Source organism: Paenibacillus liaoningensis, assembly GCF_059609455.1.
Map to the genome: position 1 here is coordinate 78,192 of NZ_JCAALU010000002.1, position 19,860 is coordinate 98,051.

Here is a 19,860-nt window from a genome sequence, read left to right on the forward strand (position 1 = left end):
CTGCTGCCCCTTTACTCTCCTAGCGTAGTGCCGTTTGAAAGCCGCGTCCCCGCCCGCTTGCGGTTGCCGATTACAAACAGCAGCGTGCCGACCCAGCCAAAAATAGCAGCCCCGATAAGCAGCGTACTCAGCGGCACACTGTCCGAAAAGCCCGCGCTCAGCAATGGTCCAAGCGTGCCCCTCACGCCAAACAGCATCAGATGGATACCGAACACGACCGCCTCACGCCCAGGAGCAAGCCTGAAAATATAAGAAAGGATGCCAATATCCCAAATCGCTTCGCCAATCCCCTGAATCCCATTGCCGAGTATGACCGCCGGGTAGGTGCCTATCAGCCCATAAAGCATCGGAACGATAGCATATGCTGCAATCCCGCCCAATATCGTATAGCGGATATCAAAACGATCAATCATCCAGCCCGCTATAAAATAAGTGACCAGCAGTCCGATAAAATAAGCGACGCGCGCATAACCAATTTGCACATTGCTTAGTTCAAGCACCTGTACCTGAATAATCTGGTATAGCGGAATTGACAGCATATTGCCGAAGCCAGCAAGCGACGTTGCGGCCAGCAGCACAGCCAGCTTCTTGTTGCCCGACACGAGCTTCCACTGATCGCGCAGCGAGAAGCGGGTGACCGAAGCGCCGGGAGCCACCAGCTTTTTCAGCGGAATTTTCGGCAGACGCAGCGTCTGGAACAGCAATATAGACAATGTGCCTGCTGCTGCTGCACAGACGAGCGGCCAGGCCGTACCGGACGTATCGGCCCATTTTCCGACCAAATAGGCGAGCGGGATCATAATGGCTCCCATGGCCACTCGCACATACCCCATCAGCCTGCCTCTTACATCGGGCGGATACATGCGGGACACGAGTGCCGCATAAGCCGGAGCTTGAATACCCATCAAAATTTGAAAAACGAGCGCCGTTGCCACAAACACCGAAGGATGAGCAAACAACGCCGGAAGCAGCAGAAGCAGCCTGCCAATTAAGTTTGGAATGACCACAAATGGTTTTGGATTGTTGCTTTTCTCGATCCAGTTCGCCCACAGCGGCGAGAAAATAAGGCCAATTGCCGGGGCTGCCGACAATAGCCCTACCTGAAAGTTCGTCGCCCCCTGCTGTATTGCAAACGGCATGTAAAACTGATTAAGCACCACATTAAACAAGCTGAACAATAATGAAGCGCCCACATCAATTTTGGCGTTATACCAGACGCGAGGAGTCATTTGCATGCCAAATTTTTGCAATCGGGCTTTTGTTTCCATCTTCTGCTGCTTCCTTTCGAATCTCTTCCTTTTCCCGAAGAGTACTCATTCATTTACGTTACTTTCATTAGAGCAAAATTCAACCAGAAGCGCAACAGAAGATTTTTGCATAAAAAAGAGAAAGCTCCGGCCGCTGCTTGGCTTTGAGCCTTCCCTATTGCCTTATAATGTTGCGGCGATGAGCACAAAGCAGACAACGGAAATGCCCGTGTACAGCCATGCGTTCGTTCTGCTGCAGGTTTTGCTGGTCCAAATTCGGTATAAATAAATGATGGTAACGATGACCGAGATAGCCGTAATGCCGCTTAGCAGCAAGCCCACCCAATCTGTTCCCGAGCCGGCCGCTTCGCCGTGATGCCTATGCATGCTGCTTTCCACTGCTATACTCCCTGTCAACAGCAGTGGAAGCAGCAAATGAATGCCGTGAATGACAAGGGGAAGCAGCATCCCTCCAATAGACAATAGCGAGCTTCGCGGCAGCTGTTGCTTCGTAATGGGCAGCCCTCTCCCTTCTGGCAAAATAGGTTCCTCCCTCATAATTACAACCGGGAAAACTGTTTTATGCCAAAAGAGCATTATTTTTCAACCTTTATTCTCGTGGTTAACAAAAATGGTTTCCAATGAAGTATGTTCAACCTCTATTCGAAATAGGTCTAAATGATAGCGAACCGCTCCATTGACTATATGAGGAATTACGCCTTCGTTTGCTATGTTTAATTCCACCCATTCATTGTTCCATGCTGCAATTTCTGCGAATTGGCTCATTTCATTCATCCATAGTTGAAATTCATTCTCGGTATTCGATTGATATTTAATTTTTAGTCGAACACGCTCATCATGAGACTGCTGCAGCTCCTTCATACTCCCTATTTTCTCAATTTTCCCTTTATGAAGTATAGCGATGCGACTGCACACTCTTTCCACCTCATCAAGGTTATGCGAGGTCATAAACACAGTGGTTCCTTGTGAGGCCCATTTTATAATTAAATCTCGAATTATAATAGATGACTCAATATCAAGCGTTGAGGTCGGTTCGTCAAGAAAGAGCAATTCAGGAGAGCCAATTAAGGCTTGAGCGATACCTAATTTCTTCTTCATTCCTAACGAGAATTTACCTACTTTCTTATTCGCATGCTCTCCTAAGCCAACTTCCTCTAACAATTCGAGCATCGCTTTCTTATTTGCCCCAAAGCCTTTAATGCGAGCGAAAAAAAACATATGCTGCAGGGCAGTCATGTCATTATAATAATTGCTGTTATCAGGCAGAACACCCATACGCGATTTAATTCGATTTAAATATTCGTAAGGTTGGTCAAAGATTTCTATACTTCCACGAGTAGGTTTTAAAATTCCTGTCAACATATTTATCGTAGTGCTCTTCCCGGCCCCATTCCTGCCTAGAAAGGCAAAAATCTCACCCTTATTTAGTGAAAAGCTAATTTCATCCACTACCTTATGATTTCTATATTCCTTGGTTAATCCGTCCACTTTTAGTATAGTCATCTGAACTAGAGTTCCTTTCTTTCAAAAACGATAATTGAGATTATTAACATAATAGCAATCTCAACAACTGTTAAAGCAATAAAACGATAATCATCCATTGCAATATAATAAGGCAGCGCATAATTTAAAACTTTGGCTATAACTGATTTGTTAAATAAACTCCATATCCCTATACCTGGAATTACAAGCCCGGCAATTAAACTGATAAGTACCGTATAGCTATGTTTCGTAATAATAGTGGACATCATTATCGCTACTCCAGAATGAAATGCTATGAAAACCCACAATAAAATTAATGGAGCAATATAAAAAGTTTGAGTACTGATAGAAATACAAACAAAGGTGATTAGAGTAACGCTTGCCCAAAAAGAAAATACTGATATAAACTTGCCAACTATTACGTTTTTCCGAGATGTTTTTGTAATGAGAAGTCTTATTCTTTGCAATTCAATATCCCGGTTTACAATATCATGGGATAATATATAGATAAACAATGCCCCGAACAAAATAAAAATAAAAGATAACCCCGCAAGCTCCGTTCCTTGAGAATCTCCGGATGCCTCTGTCAAAAATGTACTGCTTGAAGCATACTGAGCGGCCCAAATAGATACGGATGTTACAAATAGAATGACAAGAAAAGATTTCACACCTTTTATTAGCCCCAGATACTCTTTCAAAACAATACCAAACATAATGTCCTCCTATATTATATTTACTTCATCAAATCTATTTTAAACGTTTTCATTCATTTCCTCGGAAGTGATAATTTGATTTTGCAAAGCAAATACAGCAGCTCCTACCCGTGTTGCTACGTTAAACTTTCCAAGTATGGACGTAACATGATAATCGACCATTCGCTTTGAGATATACAAAATTGAGGCGATCTCTTTATTAGGCTTTTCCTTGCAAATGAGCAACAATATCTTCTTTTCCGTTGCGTTCAATTCCATGTTTAGCTAGTTTTCCTTTCTCTCAAAAATACTCTGCCTATGAAACCTAATAATGCCGCGCCTCCAAATAGGTATCTCATCGTCTCCGTCTCTTCATAAAAAAAGATTCGGCATAAAAGATAGCCTAGTATCCCAACAAAACTTAGCACTTCAAAAATTCTTCTCATTTTTCCACTCCTTTCATAATTCAGACAATCAATACATAACTAATTAATACCATATTTTTATTTCAATTTCAATCTTTGAGTATTTATTACATTTCACAAAATTTTCACTTTCTATAAAAAATCCGGCGTTAATTTCTACGGAAACTTAACTTTTTTGGGTATGGCGATAAATCCCACAAGTCAAAAACTTACTATATTACCCATATTAAAAATATAAATTACAGTCTAATAAATGTATATTTTTTAAATTTTTAACCAAATAATTGCGCATATGCGAAATTTACTAATTTGTAAAATAAGTATAATATTGTATTCAGGTGAAGTCAGAGGGGAAAATTAGAGGAGATGATTTAATTGATCGCAAAGATTATTGCTTATATTATTAAATATGGTTCAAAAGCTTGGGATGTAATCAAAGTGGCTATTGGGTCAGCATGGAGCAGCTTTAAAGCAGCATGGGATGCTGGCGTGTGGAAAGCCACCCAATGGCTGGTGGAAAGATCTGTATACGTTGAAATCATATATGAAGCATTAAAAGCTGTTTTCGGAGATAACTAAAAAAGCCCAGCGCCACGAACGCTGAGCAAAAAAAGTGATGAGATAAGACCCAGAAAACTCCCTCTGGCTTACCTTTAATAAATCATTATAAGGATTGGTATAAAATATGTCAATGAATACAACATCCCCTCCTCCTCTTATTGATGTAAGAAATGTATCTAAAAGCTTTGGAAAAAAACTTGTATTAAACAAAATCAATTTTGCTATGCCAGCGCCCTCCATTTATGTACTAAAAGGAGCAAATGGTGTTGGAAAAAGTGTGTTCCTAAAATGCTTGCTTCATTATGAGCGAATTGACGCTGGAATTATAGAAATTGCCGGCAATCCTTTATCTGACCGTATAAGTCTAAGAACAAATACTTTTTTCATCTCATCAGACCATCAGCAATTTATCGAGCTGTTGACTCCAAACGAATTTTTTCAGTTTCTTAAAGAAATTTATATGATCCCTTTTGAACGAATAGAACAAGTGAGCCATCTTGCAGAAGATTTAAATGTCTTAACCGAACTGAATACCCTTTTCTCAAAACTTTCCTTTGGAACTAAAAAGAAAATCCAGTTCATAGCAGCAATGCTTATTTGTCCAAAGCTTCTCATCTGTGATGAGATTTATGAGGGCTTAGATACTGATGCAGTGCTTTTTATTCAACAAGCTTATCAGCATAGAAAATTACAAGGTATGGGAACACTTCTCACTACACATATTCGTGATTATGGTGAAGAGGTTGCCGATCTTATTTTCGAACTTTTCAATAATGGTATTCATGTTGTGAAAGAGGATATTACATGAATCTGTCTGCTTTTAGAAAACTTTTATCGATTGCTTATGACGATCGTATTTCAAATGTGACTAAACAAGCCATCATTGATTTTTGCAGCCTCGGCTTTTTAATGAGTCTTATCCTTTTAGGCATCAAAAATTTTGGCACAGCAATAACTATGGAATATTACATCGGTATCTATTTGGCTCTAAATTTAATTCTTTTATTTTTCACTGCTGCCGTTTTGAAAAGTATCCCTACGCTAAGCAAATTTGTTGGTTCTATGCCAATTAAGCCTACTGCTTATTTTTATAAGGTTTATTTAGTTAGTTCCTTAAAGTTTTTTATTTTATTAGAGTATCTTATTGCAGCTTTAATTTTACTTTGGAATGATACCAGTTTAAAAACTGTAATTATATTCGTTATATTGTTGGAAGCAATACGATTTTTACGACTTTATTTCGAGTTTTTATTTGGATTTTTAAAAAGTTTACCTGGTTTGAGCATTTGGTTTTCAATGTTGTTTTTTTCATGTTCCGCACTACTGTATGTACTAAACAAAAAGCAAATGCTTAGTCTATCTATTTTTCAATATTCACCTTCAGTTGCTGCTTATATTATTATAATTTTAACCATTTTAGGCTTACTCACAGGTCCGCTACTCGCTGCTCAACAAATGAATCAATTCAGCAGAAACGCAATGCTTTATTTCTATTTCACCAGTAAACTTATGAAACTCTCTACCCGTATTCTCTATTTAAATAAACATACAAAAGCAATGTTAACTACTCACATAACCCGCTTGCTTAGAAATTCTGACTATATGGGTAGAATTATTCGTATTTTTACTGTTGTAACTCTTTTATCATGTTTTAATGATGTAGTTCTAGCTCCTTTTTTTAATATGCCCAAGGCTGCATTTGTAGATATTCCTTACATGATATGTCTTGTTACTTTTCTAACGCTACAATTAGAATATCCTATATTTAAAAATTCTTATTTAGATGAGTTCCCCATCACAAACAGGAAAATAAATCTTATTATTGATTTAATCGATGCTTTTATTTTAGTTTTATTTTTAATATTTTTAATGCTTATCGAATTTGCCACAGGAAATAGTGCCATTCAAATGACAGGTGTTATTTTCTTATCTTTTTTCAGTTTTTACTTCATCAGCAGAAGTATATCCATCCCGCAAAAAAAATTATCTAACATAAATAAATTATTTTATTACTTTCAATTTTTCATCCTTTCTATTCCCTTAAAAATAGTTATGGATAATGTCCCTGCTTCAAAATGGCATGTACACTTGACTGTATTTTTCGCATGTTTATCCTTATATTGTATAAGGAAGAAAATATTTATTCGGAAGCGAAATTAAATAGACATGCTGCGATTAGATTAAAGATGTTACTCTTCTATACACATTTGTTGAATACCCGACAAATACGTTTGCAGCACAAGCTGCATCGATTCGTCCAACTGGTAGGGCAAGCCGAAGCCGCCTTTCTGCTCGATGGAGCTAAATCCATGCAGCAGGCTGCGCAAGCCGCGGACGATATGAATCGCTATCTCCTGCTTTAATTTGTAGCTATCCAGCAAATTAATAATGAGCCCCATCAGCTGCTCGCTAACCGCTTTAAATTCATCATTATCCTGGGATTGGGACGGAATTGTTGCCTCGTAAACACCCGGATTCGAGCGGGCAAAAGCAACATAGGCTTTGCCCGCCGCATAAACGGCGTCTTCCCCTGTCAGTCCTTCTACCGCTTTACTCATCTGCTCGTTCATTTCGCGCAAGCCATAAATCGCAAGCGCCAGCTTCACCCCACTCAAACCGTCTATATGGTTGTATAAAGAGGGAGAGCGAATACCCAGCTTCTGCGAAAGCGAAGCCATCGTCACTGCTTCCAGCCCTTGCGTATTGGCAATTTCTGCGGCTGTCCGAACTATCGTCGGTACATCCAAGCCTATTCTTGGCGACATGTCATCTTCTCCTTGCTGTTGTGAAATCCATACAGATTATATCAGCGTGCTTTTCCTTTAATGTGCCGCAGCAGCAGCGAGCTTGCGTTCAGCCGCTATGATGGCCTGCTCCATTGCGGCCACCGGGTCAACAAGCAGGTTGCCATGTCCGACTGCCAGCAAGGACGGCTTCAGTGCAAGCAGGCGCCTCGCACTAATCAGCGACTGCTGCTTATTCCAGGTTGCCCATGCCGGAAATGGAAACAACGGCCGAACTTGTCCGCTTACCGCAACGCCTCCACGCAGTTGAAAAGCATCACCGACGATCAACTCGCCGCCTCTCGTATCGAGAAAGGCCATGGAACCGGGCGTATGTCCCGGTGCTGCAACCGCCAGCAGAGAGCCGATACGGTCGCCGTCCTGCAGAAGCAGATCCGGCTTCGTGGCTACCTTTTTCGGCACACCGCCTCTGATTGGGGTAGCCGGCTCTCCCGGTTCCAAGGAGCGGTCTCCCCGCAGCAATCGCGCATCCCTCGCCGAGATTGCTACGACTGCATCCGGCAGCTGTGCTTTGAGCGCATCCAGCGCTCCGATATGATCATCATGCGCATGCGTCAGCACGATTCGTACAATCGGCTTGCCCAGCTTGCGTGCTGCCTGTATAATCGCTTCGACATTATTCGGCAGTGCTGCATCGATCAGCGTCAAGCCGTCCTCTTCTTCGACCAAATAGCAATTAACAGGAAATACATGGGGCAAATAGGTCAACTGATAAATATGCTGATGTTTGGTCATTCTCACAATGCATCGCTCCTCGGTATTTTGCGCTTGCTGCGCAAAAACTAATATCATTAGTTTTATAATAACTAATGATATTAGTTTTTGCAATACGTTTATTCGTCTACTTTCATCATCTACGATCATCATGCACTCATATGGACGGCTTATGCGGCATTAAAATCAAAAAAAAGCCTATCCTCGACGGATAAGCTTTTCACCCACTTTTATTTCGTCCAATCGAAATCCATAGCCTGCAAAAAAGCTCTCGCCAGCACCATATGGCCTGCCGCCGTCGGATGCACGCGATCCCACGCCAAAGTAGCGGAATAGAGATGGGCCAGCACTTTATTAAATGCCGCCTGTGTATCAATGAACAGACAGCCCGTCTCATCTGCTATTCGGCGTACAACTGCACCATATTCGTCCATCGTCCGGCGCATCGCATCCTGCTCATTGCTTTCCAGAAAGAAAGGCGTCATCAGCACGATACCGCTTCCGGCCACCGGCTTCGCCAGTGCGACCAGTTCGCGCAGCGTTTGCTCGTACTCCTCGATATAGACATGCCACTCCGTAATGAACGGCGTATCATATTGGCGCCATACGTCATTGATGCCGATCATGATCGAAAGCACATCCGGTTTTTTATCCGTCACATCTTCCTGCCATCTCGCTTTTAAATCACGGACCGTATGCCCGCCCGTTCCCATGTTCACTACGCGAATACCGAGCTCCGGATAAACCGCCTGCAGCAGCGCATCCACCTGCGCTACGTAACCTCTGCCAAGCGCGCCGAACAGCCCCTCGCCATTCTGCTTGTTCCGATCGCAATCCGTAATCGAGTCTCCAATAAACAGCAGCTTCTGCCCACGTTCCAGCTTCACCCGAATCATTCCCCCTATTTATACGATTAGCCTTGCGTCTCGCGCCGCTTGAACTGCTCTGGCGATACACCGACAAACTGCTTGAACATTCTGCTGAAATGGGCCAGATGCTTGAAGCCCAGACGATAGCATGCTTCTGTAACCGTGACGGACGGCTCCATCAAAAACATGATTTTCGCCTCATTGATTCGCCTTCTATACACATAGTGAAATACCGTTACACCCGTCACATCCTTAAACAGCCTGGCAATGTACGACTTGCTTAAATGCAGCCGTTCTTCCAGCTGCTCCATATGCAAATCGTCCATGTAGCTGTGCTCCAGCAAGGAAATGATGCGCTGCACCGTCTGCTCCTTATCCGAGGAAAATTCTTGCCGGTCCCTTAGCGGCTGTTCGCACAAGCCAAAAATAAAATACAATAAATCAACAAAGGCAAGCAGCAGACGGTTGCTGCCGATGGCATCGCCCCGCTGCTGATGCACATGCATTTGAGCCAATAGCCGCTCCGCCTCTTCCTTATGCTCGCCTCTGAGCCGCAGGCGGTGATTGCGCAGCTCCTCAAACGGCTCCATAACATTGAGCGCCTGCGGCAGCTCCAGCAGCGGACGCAGCAGCGAAGGCTCAAAATGGACAATCGTCCGGACATAAGGAACGGAAGGATCGATTTTGGCACAATGCAGCGTCATGCCGAACAAAATCATCATATCACCCGGCTGCATATGGTAAATTTGATCGCCAATCAAATAGTTGCATTTTCCTTCATGAAAATAATAAACCTCGTAATTCGTATGTGAATGAAAAATCGCTTCAAGCGGCGTCTGAATTCGGTAGCCGAAATCGAGCATTTTAACCTTGCGACTGCAATCCGTTAATATAGCGGACAAAATGCCGCAGCATGTCTGGAGACTCCGCAAATTCTTTGCTGAAATCTTCAATGCCGAGATAGCCGTCATAGCCGACCGCTTGCAAATCCTCGATGATTTGCTTCCACGGCACTATCCCTTTAGCGAGTCCCGTCCAATCCGCCTTCCAGTTGATGCTGCCATCCGCCTCTTCCGGTCCAGCCTGCCAGCCCGCATTTTTCACATGCACATGGGCCAAATACGGACCTAGCAGCTCAAGTCCCATCCGGTAGTTTTCGAAGCCTTCGTAAACCATATTGCCGGGATCGTACAGCACGCCAATACAATCCGGGTCCAGCCCTTCGCAGAGCCGATAAGCTGCGGAAGCGCTTGCCGCAATCGTCTGATGATGGGTCTCGACTAAGCCTTTAACGCCATACTTTCGGCACAGCTCCTGCACTTGCTGCAAATACGTTCTTGCCAGCGTGAACAGCTCGCCGAACGGACGGCTGCGATCATAATTTGGAACACCAACCCGGATAAAGGAAGCCCCTACCCGCTTCGCCGCTTTCAGCACCTGCTCGGTCGCCTCCAAATCGCCAGCGGTGAGATATGGCGTCAGGCTGAGCGATGTCAGTCCATGATCAGCCGCAGCCTTGCCAAAGCGATCCAGCATTTCATCTCCGCCTGAGGGAAAAATCGTACAGCGGTTGTTGCCCCAGAAAGAAGGCTCCTGGCTCGCCACAGCTGCATCCGGTGCTTCCTTGTAACGCCATTCTACAGCATGAATTCCTGCCTCTTGCGCGGCGGCTGCCAGTTCCTCAGGCCCCAGCTCCGGTGTTGCTACCGTAAATACAGACAACTTCATCATCGATTCACGCTTCTCCCTTCCTCTATCCGTATTATATGTTTCGCTTCCTCTGCTCTTTCCCTACTCGACCCGTACAGCCTGTAATTGCGCCTGCAAGCACAGCTCTGCCGCTTTAAACGTATGCGCCTGCGGCATCGCAAGCTCCGTGCCATTCAAGCAATCAAGAATGAGCGCTCCAAAATAAGGGAAACCCACCTTGTCTTTCACATCTATTTTTTGCTCGCCGTCTCCATTCACGAGGAACAGATGGTCGCTGCCGCCTCTCGTCAAATCGACATATTTGCGCAGCTCGATATAGCCTTTTGTCCCGAGAATAATCGTCCGGCCATCGCCCCAAGTAGACAAGCCATCCGGCGTAAACCAGTCCACGCGAAAATAATGCGTAGCCCCGTTGTCGCCAATAAGCGTAGCGTCGCCAAAGTCCTCAAGCTCCGGGTATTGCTTGTTATTGTAATTGGCTATTTTGCTGGATTGCACCGTAGCATCTTTGCAGCCGGCGAAATAAAGAAACTGCTCAATTTGATGACTGCCAATATCGCAAATGATGCCGCCGTACTGCTCCTTATTGAAAAACCAGTCTGGCCTAGCCGCTGCATTCAAACGATGAGGCCCCAATCCCATTACATTCAGCACGCGGCCGATAGCCCCGTCCTTCACGAGCTGCCCTGCGTATTCCGCGCATTCTACATGAAGGCGCTCGCTGTAATAGACCGCATAAATTTTGCCTGTAGCTGCCGTTACTTTACGCGCCTCAGCCAGCTGCTCAAGCGTCGTAAACGGCGCTTTGTCCGTAAAATAATGCTTGCCATGCTTCATGACCTCGACGCCAAGCGGGCCGCGCAAATTCGTTATCGCTGCTGCTGCAACGAGCACCACTTCCGCATCCTGCAAAATTTGCTGCTTCGATTCCGCTGGGCGAACCTCAGGATAAGTGCGCACAAATGCTTCTACCTTCTTCGGGTCTGGATCATAAACCCACTTGAGCGTGCCGCCCGCTTCCCGAAGACCGTTGCACATGCCATAAATATGCCCATGATCCAGCGACAAAGCAGCGAATACAAACTCTCCTTCTTTGACAACTGGTTTGGGCTTGCCTTTCGGGGCATAATTCATTCCATTTGCTGTTGACATAAATGTTGCCTCCCTCTCGCTTGCTCATCAGTGGTTATTGATTAGTGGGTACCTCTCACATCCAGCGTCTCATAACTGTTCGCATCCTTGTGCTTCTCCGAGCTGCGTATTCTCTCTTGCAGCTTCTCATAAAATAAATCCTCGTTAATCGGAAGATCGACCCATCCATCTGTCCATGTAGAGAGCAGCATCGCGTTGGACAGCTCCAGTCCCCTAATCCCCTCTTCGCCTGGAGCAAGCAATGGCGTGCCATGCAGAATCGCATTTACCCAGTCCTGAGTAATGCCCATGTGATTGCCGCCATCGCTGACCGGAATTTCGAATTTCCAGCATTCCGGCTGGCCGAAGCCGCCTTTAAAGCTCGCATTAAATTCGGTTTCAGATACGCGCAGCCGCCAAAACGTCATTTTGTCATTTTCAATGACGATTTTGCCGCGTTCACCCGAAATTTCAAAACGGTTCGTTCCCGGCGACTCAAAGGTCGAGGTGACAAACACACCCGTTGCTCCGTTTTCATATTCCACGTAAGCCGTCACATCGTTTTCCACTTCAATATCACGGTGTTTTCCAAAGGAGCAAAAAGCGCGCACGCGCTTCGGCATCATTCCTGTCGTCCACTGCCACAGGTCAAGCTGATGCGGGTCCTGATTCAGCAGTACGCCGCCGCCTTCGCCAGCCCACGTTGCACGCCAGCCGCCCGAATCGTAATAGCTCTGTGAGCGGTACCAGTTCGTAATAATCCAGTTCGTGCGGCGAACTTCCCCGAGCTCCCCGGATGTAATTAAATCGCGAAGCTTCGCGTACAGCGGATTCGTGCGTTGATTATACATAATGCCGAACACTTTATTGCTTTGAGCCGCCGCTTCATTCATCTCGCGAACCTGCTTCGTATAAACGCCAGCTGGCTTCTCAATCAATACATGCAGCCCGGCCTTCAACGCTGCGGCTGCCTGCTGCGGATGATCATAATGCGGGGTGCAGATGAGCACTCCGTCCACCTCGCCTGAGTAGAATAGTTCCTCAGCCGTCGAATACAGCTTTAGTTCTGTCCCCCATTCCTGCGCTGCCAGCTCCAAACGTTCGGAACGCACATCCGACACCGCAGCAAGCACGGCGCCCTCTACTCTTCCTTCAATCAAATAACGGGCATGTCCCGTTCCCATATTCCCAAGGCCTAATATGCCGATTCTGACTTTATCCAATGATTAACATCCTCTCTAAACCTGTTATAAGAAGGATCACTATAGCTATATTGTAGCATAGATCATTATGTAAGCGTTTGATTCAAAAGGCCGAATATCCGCTTATCATTTGACTGTCATTGTACTCAAGCATCCGCACCTAATCGCTTTCTTATTGCATAAGAAAAGCGGCGGTTATGTCCCTCAGGGACACACCACCGCTTTTCCGCCTTTACCTCGAGCTGCCTCTGGTACGGCTTTGTCGCTTATTTAATATTTTTCTCAGTTACATAAGCTTGCCATTGTTTCATGTACTCGGCTTGAATTTTCTCAAGTCCAGCTTGCTTCGCTTTGTCCATGAACGTTTTCAAGCCTTCTTCGATATTGTCCACGAGACCAGCTTGCAGCGGGAACAGGTACTGCTTCTCCACTTGCTCAAGCGCTGCTCTCTCGGCTTGGTAAGAGCTGTAGTCTTCGGCAAAGCCGTTGAATTTGTCTGGAACTTGGATTTTGTCCAGCTCGTCGAAGATCGCTTTTACGCCGTCATAGTTTTTGTCAAACAGCATGAACTCTGGATTTCTCCATGCCCAGCCATTCATGCCTTCACGAGCAAAGCCGTTGGAGCTTGCATCGCCGATCATTTGGTAGTAGCCATCTTTAACTTCATAGTTTTTGCCTTCAACACCGTACTCTGTCAACTGATTGTAACGTTTGTCCGTTACCATTTTCTCATAGAATGCCAGTGCGCGCTCTGCGTTTTTGCTGCTTGTTGGAATCGCAAAGCCGTTGTGAATCGCATGTACTGGTGTTGCAATGCCTGTTGTAAGCGGGAATGGGTAGTATTTCAGCTCCCAATCCGGGTGAGCCGCTTGTACTTTAATAACCGAATCATTGAAACGAGTTGGGTTGTCTCCGAAAATCGTTGCTGCTTTGCCGCTTGTCAGCTGCTCCTGAATAACGTCGTTGATGTTCAGTACGTTTTTCGGGATGTAGCCGTTTTGCTGCCAGCGCTTGATCAGCTCCAAATCCGCTTTTTGCTCATCCGAGCCCCAGTATGTGTAGATGTTGCCTGGCTCGAAGTAGTTCACGCCAAGACCGTAAGGCAGCGCGCCGATTGCTTTGTGCTCGATATCGCGAATTTGGTTCACAAGGCTGCCGCGAACGTCTGCACCAAGTGCGATTGGACGCATGCTCGGCTCATTGGCTTTAATGCCCGCCAAATACTCTTCATACGTTTTCAAATCCTTTGGCTCAGGCAGGTTGTATTTTTTACGAAGATCTTCACGCCATACGAAGCCATTCGTTACATACTCTTTGTACGTTGCTGGAACGGTAAAGATTTGGTTGTCGATTTTAACCGCTTCCCACATATCTTTCGGCACGAACTCATTCAGCTTCGGCGCAGCTACAGGTAGCAGCTTGTCGAGCGGCTGGAATGCGCCTTTTTTCGCATAGGACTGGTATTGCGTCCATTCTGCTGTAAAGATCAGGTCGACCTGTTGGCCGGAGCCAAGCAGCAATTTATATTTTTGCTCCCAATCGGTCCATGACGTGTAGTTGAATTTGACGGTTGCATTCAAATCCTGAAGCGCCATTTCGTTGATTTTGTCTTGAATGGTAGCGAGATCCTTCGGCGCATCGCCTAGCATATAAAATTGCAATTCTACTTTTTTGGAAGTATCGATACCCGTTTTCTCGCCTGCTTGCGCATTGTCCGGCGATGCGGTAGCTGCTCCGCTATCTGCTGGACTGCTGGATGCTGCCGTATTTCCGCCACCATTGCCGCTGCAAGCTGCGATCATGCTCATAAGCAGCATTACGGTGAGAAGCATGACTAAACCTTTGCTCTTTTTCTTCATCATGTGAATCCTCCCTTTTATAAGTTGAACCTATATATGTTAGCTGGACCCTAGTAGCAAGCTTGCCGCTATGCACTCTGGTACAGTTCTAACCTTTGACAGCCCCAATCGTCAAGCCTTTTACAAAATAACGCTGAACGAAAGGGTAAAGGAACAAAATCGGGCCGGTTACAATAATCGCCATCGCCATCTTGGTCGACTCCATCGGCATATCGCCGCCAAGTGAAACGCCTGTACCTGCTCCCATCTGGGACAGGAAGCTCATCGCATTGATAATGTTGTAGAGATAATATTGAAGCTGGTACATCGTCGTGTCATTGATGAACAGCGAGGATGTAAACCAGTCATTCCAGTAAGCCAGCGCCAGAAACAATCCGACGGTTGCGATGCCCGGCATCGACAATTGCAGCACGATGCGAGCGTAGATTGTAAAATCATTCGCGCCATCGATTTTAGCCGATTCCGTTACCTCATCGGGAACGGCGGAGCGGATGAAGTTTTTCATCAATATAATGAGGAACGGCGTCATAAGTCCTGGAAGAATGAGCACCGCATACGTATCGGTGAGCTGCAAATATTTCGTCAGCATAATGTACCACGGCACAAGTCCGCCCCCGAACAGCGTCGTGAAATAAATAAAGAAGGAGAAAAAATTCCGATATTTAAAATCTCTGCGCTGCAGGACGTAACCGGCCATCGTAATGAAAAACAGACCGAGAAATGTGCCGACAACTGTCGTTATGATCGTTACGGTATAGGCATTGATGACCTGCTGCGGGAATCGCAGCACCGTTGTGTAGCCTTCGAGTGAAAACACCTGCGGGATCAAATGATACCCGTCGCGGAGAATCGATTCGTTCTGGGTGAACGATGCTGACACAATGAGCAGAAACGGAAACAGGCAAGCGACGGACGTGAGCAAAATAACTACGAAAGCAATAATGCGGAACAGCAGCATATAGCTGTCGTCTTTGATTTTCATAAAGTAACCTCCATGTTCTCTTTGTGTCGGTGATTAGAATAAGTGCGCTTGGTGAGGTAGGTTCGTCGCTGCGCAAAAGGTTTGGCCTCCGATCGCCATTGCCCGTGGAAATTCTTAACTATACCGCCAGCGGTAAATTTCCACGGACAAAAGCGAACGCGTTCGCTTCTCCAGCTCAAACCTTTTACTCCGCTCAGGCCCCCTTCACCAACACCCTCCTTCTAAAACACGAACCACAAAGTTCGAATTCATACAGCAGAAAACAATTGATTTGACGCTTATAAATGTCTACATCTCTGTGGTTAAGGCTTCTTCGCTCCCATGCTTAAGCACAAGTCTGTGCACTAAAGCAAGCGTAATGCCTTGCTCTAGCTCCAGCTCACGAAGGTATAATGCAAACGCGAATGCAGCAAAGGATTTGTTACTGGTCTTGCTTTTGGCTTTTGACTCTTGGCTCTTGGCTCTTAAAGGTACGCCGCAAGTGCGAATGCGCTAATGATTTGGTTCTTGGTTTTGGTTCTTGGTTTTGAACTTAAAGGTACAGCGCAAGCGCAAAAGCGGCTAAGCTTCCTTTTTCCTCCCTTTTAGGAGGGAGATGAAAAAGGCGTAGTGAAATGGAAAGGTTGAGCTGGAGAAGCGTTAGCGTTCGCTTTTACCCTTGAATTTCCCCCTATGGGGGTATTTCATAGAAATTCAAGGGTAATGGCGATCGGAAGCCAAGCTTTTCATGCAACACAGCCTCTTTTTCATCGCGCTCCTAAAACAGCGCGTATTCGTCGTTGATTTTTCGAATAATATAGTTGACCGTCATAATCAGGATAAAGCCGAACAACGATTGGTAAAGACCCGCAGCAGTCGACATCCCAATATCAAACGTTACTTTCAGCGAGCGGTACACATACGTATCCAGAATGTCCGTCGCATCATACAGCACGCCGTTGTTGCCGATTAATTGATAGAACAAGTCGAACTGTCCTTTCATTATGCTGCCGAGAGCGAACAGCAGCAGGACGACGAATGTCGTTTTCAGCATCGGAACCGTAATGTACCAAATCCGTTGGAAAATGTTGGCGCCGTCAATTTTGGCCGCTTCGTAATATTCATCGCTGATGCCTGTAATAGCAGCCAGATAGATAACCATGCTGTAACCGAGGTTTTTCCATAGATAGAACAAAATAATGAGCGGTACCCATACCCAAGGCGTGTTGTACACATCAACCGGCTCAATGCTGAGCTGCTTGAGCAGCGTGTTCAAGAATCCGCTTTCATAGTTGAACAAATTGTACACAATAACGCTCAGGATAACGAACGATACGAAATAAGGCAAAAACATAACGGATTGCGTCAGCTTCTTGAACCATTTCGATTTAAGCTCGCTTAGCAGAATAGCCAGCGCGATGGCGAGCACATTGCCAAGCCCGATGAAGGCTATATTATAGCCAATCGTATTTAAGGTCAGTTTAGTCAAAATGCCGGATTGCCATAAAAACTTGAAGTTTTCCAGCCCAACGAATTCACTATTGAATAAGCTCGTATTATAATCGAACCTCGTGAAAGCGTAATAGATGCCGACCATCGGTAAATAGGAATTGATGATGAAAAATAAAATCGTCGGCAGCAGCATGAGAAATAAAATGCGGTTGGTGATCAGCTCGTGAAAAAAACCTCTTCTCGTATTCATGCAGGCTATGTCTCCCCTTTCAGCTTTCAGCTTTGCTTTTTCTTTTTTCATTTGTACGATGCCAGCTGCAATGCCCTCAGGCTCACTTGCTCAATTCTAGGCGACTGCTGCTGCTTACGTCGTTCGTTGTGCCCTCAGTGTATAGCAGGCTCGAAACGCTCAGCTAGAGCAACATCAGGCAATTAGTGAAAAATGCTGCGAAAACACAGGTGAACGAATTGCACCACTATGCATTTTTCAGCTTTTCACAGGCTGTCCACTAACGCTGCAAGATGTTAAAAACATAGAGAAAAAGCCGCTTTTCCCAGTGTGAACAGGAAAAACGGCTCTTCTATACCAGCCCCGCCTATGTCGATATCTGCAAGATCATGACGCCATATGGTTCAATTGATACTGTGCCAGACAAGTGTTCACTGGTCAGCAAATCGGTGTATGCTACTTCTCCCAACTCAAGCTTGGACTCAAAAGGATTATGATTCAGCACGAAAGTGTAAGCTTCCTCCCCTTTATGACGCTGCACAAGCTCGACTCCGGCATCCGCCAGAAGCGGTGCCCCGATGCCATGCTTCTCGCAAAGCGTCTGCACGAGCCCGCTGAGCAGCTTCTGCTCAGGAACCGTCGCCACATAATAGGCTTCGCCTTCCCCGTAGCGATTGACGGTTAGCGCTGGCATCCCCGCATAAAAATCGGCCCCATAGCTGCCAATGGCCTCTGCGCCCTCCAAATGAAGCAAATCGCATAGCAGCTCACACTCATAAGAGCCCCCAGCTATATGCCCAAACTGCTCTCCTACTTCGATTGTGTTGCGCATATCCGGCGTCAAGCTGTCGATTTCTTCGACCCATACGCCAAGCAGCTTTCTTAATGCGCCTGGATAGCCGCCCAGCGTGACCAGATCATTTTCATTGACGATACCGCTGAAAAAGGTCGTTATAAACGTGCCGCCAGCCTGCACGAACGCTTCGATGCGTTCGGCTACGCCTGGCTTCAGCATATACATGACGGGAGCGACGACGATTTTGTACTTGGAGAAGTCGCTGAGCGGGCTGATGACATCCATTTGAATGTTTTGGTCATAAAAAGCTTTATAATAGCGCTGCGCCTGCTCCAAATAGTTCAAGTCCACGCTTGGCCCGCTCGTGATCTCAACCGCATTCCAGTTGTCGATATCAAACAGCAGCGCCGCTTCCGCCTGTACCGTGGCATCCAGCAGCTTGTCGCCCAGCTTCTCCAACTCGCGCCCCAGCTGCGCGCATTCGCGGAATACGCGCGTATGCTCATGCCCGACATGCTCGATGAGCGCGCCATGATATTTCTCGCAAGCGCCGATCGAGCGGCGCAGCTGGAAGAACATCACCGTGTCGGCGCCATGCGCGACCGCCTGGTAGCTCCACAGCCGCATGACGCCCGGGCGCTTGAGGCTGTTGTAGGGCTGCCAGTTTTGCTGGCTTGGCGTCTGCTCCATCAGCATGAACGGCTTGCCCTGCTTGAGGCCCCGCATATAATCATGGCGCATCGCCACATTGCCCATCGGCTCATTCATTTGCGGATAGCTGTCCCAGGATACGACATCCATCGCATCGCCCCATTTTTGCAAATCAAGGCCGTTGAACAGCCCCCAAATATTTGTCGTAATCGGCAAATCCGGGGTAATACGCTTCAGCTCCTCATACTCCCCCTTGTAGCAGGCTAGAAGGGAATCGGACATAAACCTTTTATAATCGAGTGCCATCGGCTGAAAATGGCGGTTGTCTCCGTTGAGGTTAGATGGCGGTACAATATCTTCCCAGTCATACACCGTATGGCCCCAGAAGCTCATGTTCCACTCTGCATTCAAGCGCTCGGTGGTGCCGAACTTCGCCTGCAGCCAGACACGGAAAGCTTCCGCACAATGATTGCAATAGCAATGTGTGCCATACTCATTGTTAATATGCCAAATGAGCAGCGCGGGATGCTCTTTGTAGCGCTCAGCTAGCTTCGCCGCAAGAGCACGGGAGAAACGGCGGTATGTCTTGCTATTCGGACAAAAATTAGTACGGGAGCCATGCGTCCGCTTCCGTCCATCTACATCAACCGGCAAAATATCGTCATACTTGCGTGACATCCATGCAGGCTGTGCAGCCGTCGAGGTGGCGAGGCAGGCGTAAATCCCATTTTCAGCAATGAGATCCAGCAGCTTATCCAGCCATTCAAACTGATAAACGTCCTCGGAAGGCTGCAGCTTCGCCCAGCTAAATACCGGAAGTGTGACGACATTAATGCCCGCCTCCTTAAATAAACGCATATCCTCCTGCCAGATCGCCTCTGGCCATTGATCAGGGTTATAGTCACCGCCATACCAAATTTTTGGAAGCTTGGAATGAATCATTTTGTCACTTTCCCTTCGACTTATCCATATTGCACTGCGAATTCGAGGAAAAGTCTAAAGGAAAGCATTAGCTTTGTCATCTGAACGTATTGGTTTTGCCAAAAAGTTCACT

At 46.2% G+C, this 19,860-nt stretch carries 19 protein-coding genes; 3 read left to right on the top strand and 16 right to left on the bottom strand.

All coding sequences use genetic code 11. The features are described 5' to 3' along the window. Positions 1-11: 11 nt before the first annotated feature. The 5 genes from AC6B99_RS02965 to AC6B99_RS02985 all read right to left on the bottom strand — a co-directional run bounded on the left by AC6B99_RS02965 (position 12) and on the right by AC6B99_RS02985 (position 3,721). Positions 12-1,268 carry an MFS transporter gene (locus AC6B99_RS02965; RefSeq protein WP_056033957.1) on the bottom strand — a complete coding sequence of 419 codons (1,257 nt, stop codon included), beginning with the start codon at positions 1,266-1,268 and terminating at the stop codon, positions 12-14. Between the two features lie 162 nt (positions 1,269-1,430). Then, on the bottom strand, positions 1,431-1,787 hold the full coding sequence (locus AC6B99_RS02970) for a hypothetical protein (protein WP_496662719.1): 357 nt from the start codon (positions 1,785-1,787) through the stop codon (positions 1,431-1,433). A 63-nt stretch (positions 1,788-1,850) separates the two neighbouring features. After that, positions 1,851-2,771 (bottom strand): ABC transporter ATP-binding protein, encoded by a 921-nt coding sequence (locus AC6B99_RS02975; protein WP_496662720.1) that lies wholly within the window; start codon positions 2,769-2,771, stop codon positions 1,851-1,853. 5 nt (positions 2,772-2,776) lie between these two features. Continuing rightward, entirely contained in the window at positions 2,777-3,463 is a 687-nt protein-coding gene (locus AC6B99_RS02980; RefSeq protein ID WP_056033966.1) for an ABC transporter permease, read from the bottom strand. A gap of 39 nt (positions 3,464-3,502) precedes the next feature. Continuing rightward, positions 3,503-3,721, bottom strand: a complete 219-nt coding sequence (locus AC6B99_RS02985; RefSeq protein ID WP_046228807.1) for a response regulator transcription factor — start codon at positions 3,719-3,721, stop codon at positions 3,503-3,505. Positions 3,722-4,242: 521 nt separating this feature from the next. On the opposite strand from AC6B99_RS02985, the gene AC6B99_RS02990 reads away from it, so the two are divergent. The 3 genes from AC6B99_RS02990 to AC6B99_RS03000 all read left to right on the top strand — a co-directional run bounded on the left by AC6B99_RS02990 (position 4,243) and on the right by AC6B99_RS03000 (position 6,588). Then, positions 4,243-4,446, top strand: a complete 204-nt coding sequence (locus tag AC6B99_RS02990) for a hypothetical protein (RefSeq protein WP_056033970.1) — start codon at positions 4,243-4,245, stop codon at positions 4,444-4,446. A 106-nt stretch (positions 4,447-4,552) separates the two neighbouring features. Then, positions 4,553-5,236, top strand: a complete 684-nt coding sequence (locus AC6B99_RS02995) for an ATP-binding cassette domain-containing protein (protein ID WP_056033973.1) — start codon at positions 4,553-4,555, stop codon at positions 5,234-5,236. Next, a complete protein-coding gene (locus AC6B99_RS03000; protein ID WP_494879875.1) occupies positions 5,233-6,588 on the top strand; it encodes a hypothetical protein in 1,356 nt (451 codons plus the stop codon). Before AC6B99_RS02995 ends, AC6B99_RS03000 begins: the two co-directional genes overlap by 4 nt. Before the next feature lie 29 nt (positions 6,589-6,617). On the opposite strand, the gene AC6B99_RS03005 is transcribed toward AC6B99_RS03000, so the two are convergent. The 11 genes from AC6B99_RS03005 to AC6B99_RS03055 form a co-directional block, all read right to left on the bottom strand. Next, a complete protein-coding gene (locus tag AC6B99_RS03005) occupies positions 6,618-7,193 on the bottom strand; it encodes a TetR/AcrR family transcriptional regulator (protein WP_056033977.1) in 576 nt (191 codons plus the stop codon). A 57-nt stretch (positions 7,194-7,250) separates the two neighbouring features. Then, on the bottom strand, positions 7,251-7,973 hold the full coding sequence (locus tag AC6B99_RS03010; protein WP_496662721.1) for an MBL fold metallo-hydrolase: 723 nt from the start codon (positions 7,971-7,973) through the stop codon (positions 7,251-7,253). Between the two features lie 203 nt (positions 7,974-8,176). Beyond that, positions 8,177-8,833, bottom strand: a complete 657-nt coding sequence (locus tag AC6B99_RS03015; RefSeq protein ID WP_056033983.1) for an SGNH/GDSL hydrolase family protein — start codon at positions 8,831-8,833, stop codon at positions 8,177-8,179. Between the two features lie 26 nt (positions 8,834-8,859). Then, complete coding sequence (locus AC6B99_RS03020) at positions 8,860-9,717, bottom strand: AraC family transcriptional regulator (RefSeq protein ID WP_496662722.1); 858 nt, start codon at positions 9,715-9,717, stop codon at positions 8,860-8,862. Further along, on the bottom strand, positions 9,680-10,543 hold the full coding sequence (locus AC6B99_RS03025) for a TIM barrel protein (protein WP_494880000.1): 864 nt from the start codon (positions 10,541-10,543) through the stop codon (positions 9,680-9,682). The genes AC6B99_RS03020 and AC6B99_RS03025 overlap by 38 nt, the downstream gene beginning before the upstream one ends. Before the next feature lie 63 nt (positions 10,544-10,606). Next, the gene (locus AC6B99_RS03030) at positions 10,607-11,677 is read right to left on the bottom strand and encodes a Gfo/Idh/MocA family protein (RefSeq protein ID WP_046228814.1); all 1,071 of its coding nucleotides are present in this window, start codon (positions 11,675-11,677) and stop codon (positions 10,607-10,609) included. Between the two features lie 41 nt (positions 11,678-11,718). Beyond that, on the bottom strand, positions 11,719-12,879 hold the full coding sequence (locus AC6B99_RS03035) for a Gfo/Idh/MocA family protein (RefSeq protein ID WP_494859598.1): 1,161 nt from the start codon (positions 12,877-12,879) through the stop codon (positions 11,719-11,721). Positions 12,880-13,124: 245 nt separating this feature from the next. Next, entirely contained in the window at positions 13,125-14,720 is a 1,596-nt protein-coding gene (locus tag AC6B99_RS03040) for an extracellular solute-binding protein (RefSeq protein ID WP_056033992.1), read from the bottom strand. A gap of 85 nt (positions 14,721-14,805) precedes the next feature. Beyond that, positions 14,806-15,699, bottom strand: coding sequence for a carbohydrate ABC transporter permease (locus AC6B99_RS03045; protein ID WP_056033995.1), 894 nt, complete (start codon positions 15,697-15,699; stop codon positions 14,806-14,808). A gap of 757 nt (positions 15,700-16,456) precedes the next feature. Further along, the gene (locus tag AC6B99_RS03050; protein ID WP_200931609.1) at positions 16,457-17,380 is read right to left on the bottom strand and encodes an ABC transporter permease; all 924 of its coding nucleotides are present in this window, start codon (positions 17,378-17,380) and stop codon (positions 16,457-16,459) included. Between the two features lie 346 nt (positions 17,381-17,726). Continuing rightward, positions 17,727-19,748 carry a beta-galactosidase gene (locus AC6B99_RS03055; RefSeq protein WP_496662723.1) on the bottom strand — a complete coding sequence of 674 codons (2,022 nt, stop codon included), beginning with the start codon at positions 19,746-19,748 and terminating at the stop codon, positions 17,727-17,729. Between the last annotated feature and the right edge of the window lie 112 nt (positions 19,749-19,860).

Bases quoted from the DNA above. Each gene is read 5' to 3' on its own strand.
- AC6B99_RS02965 (WP_056033957.1), bottom strand. From the start codon at position 1,268: ATGGAAACAAAAGCCCGATTGCAAAAATTTGGCATGCAAATGACTCCT.
- AC6B99_RS02975 (WP_496662720.1), bottom strand. From the start codon at position 2,771: ATGACTATACTAAAAGTGGACGGATTAACCAAGGAATATAGAAATCAT.
- AC6B99_RS02980 (WP_056033966.1), bottom strand. From the start codon at position 3,463: ATGTTTGGTATTGTTTTGAAAGAGTATCTGGGGCTAATAAAAGGTGTG.
- AC6B99_RS02985 (WP_046228807.1), bottom strand. From the start codon at position 3,721: ATGGAATTGAACGCAACGGAAAAGAAGATATTGTTGCTCATTTGCAAG.
- AC6B99_RS02995 (WP_056033973.1), top strand. From the start codon at position 4,553: ATGTCAATGAATACAACATCCCCTCCTCCTCTTATTGATGTAAGAAAT.
- AC6B99_RS03000 (WP_494879875.1), top strand. From the start codon at position 5,233: ATGAATCTGTCTGCTTTTAGAAAACTTTTATCGATTGCTTATGACGAT.
- AC6B99_RS03005 (WP_056033977.1), bottom strand. From the start codon at position 7,193: ATGTCGCCAAGAATAGGCTTGGATGTACCGACGATAGTTCGGACAGCC.
- AC6B99_RS03025 (WP_494880000.1), bottom strand. From the start codon at position 10,543: ATGAAGTTGTCTGTATTTACGGTAGCAACACCGGAGCTGGGGCCTGAG.
- AC6B99_RS03030 (WP_046228814.1), bottom strand. From the start codon at position 11,677: ATGTCAACAGCAAATGGAATGAATTATGCCCCGAAAGGCAAGCCCAAA.
- AC6B99_RS03040 (WP_056033992.1), bottom strand. From the start codon at position 14,720: ATGATGAAGAAAAAGAGCAAAGGTTTAGTCATGCTTCTCACCGTAATG.
- AC6B99_RS03045 (WP_056033995.1), bottom strand. From the start codon at position 15,699: ATGAAAATCAAAGACGACAGCTATATGCTGCTGTTCCGCATTATTGCT.
- AC6B99_RS03050 (WP_200931609.1), bottom strand. From the start codon at position 17,380: ATGAATACGAGAAGAGGTTTTTTTCACGAGCTGATCACCAACCGCATT.
- AC6B99_RS03055 (WP_496662723.1), bottom strand. From the start codon at position 19,748: ATGATTCATTCCAAGCTTCCAAAAATTTGGTATGGCGGTGACTATAAC.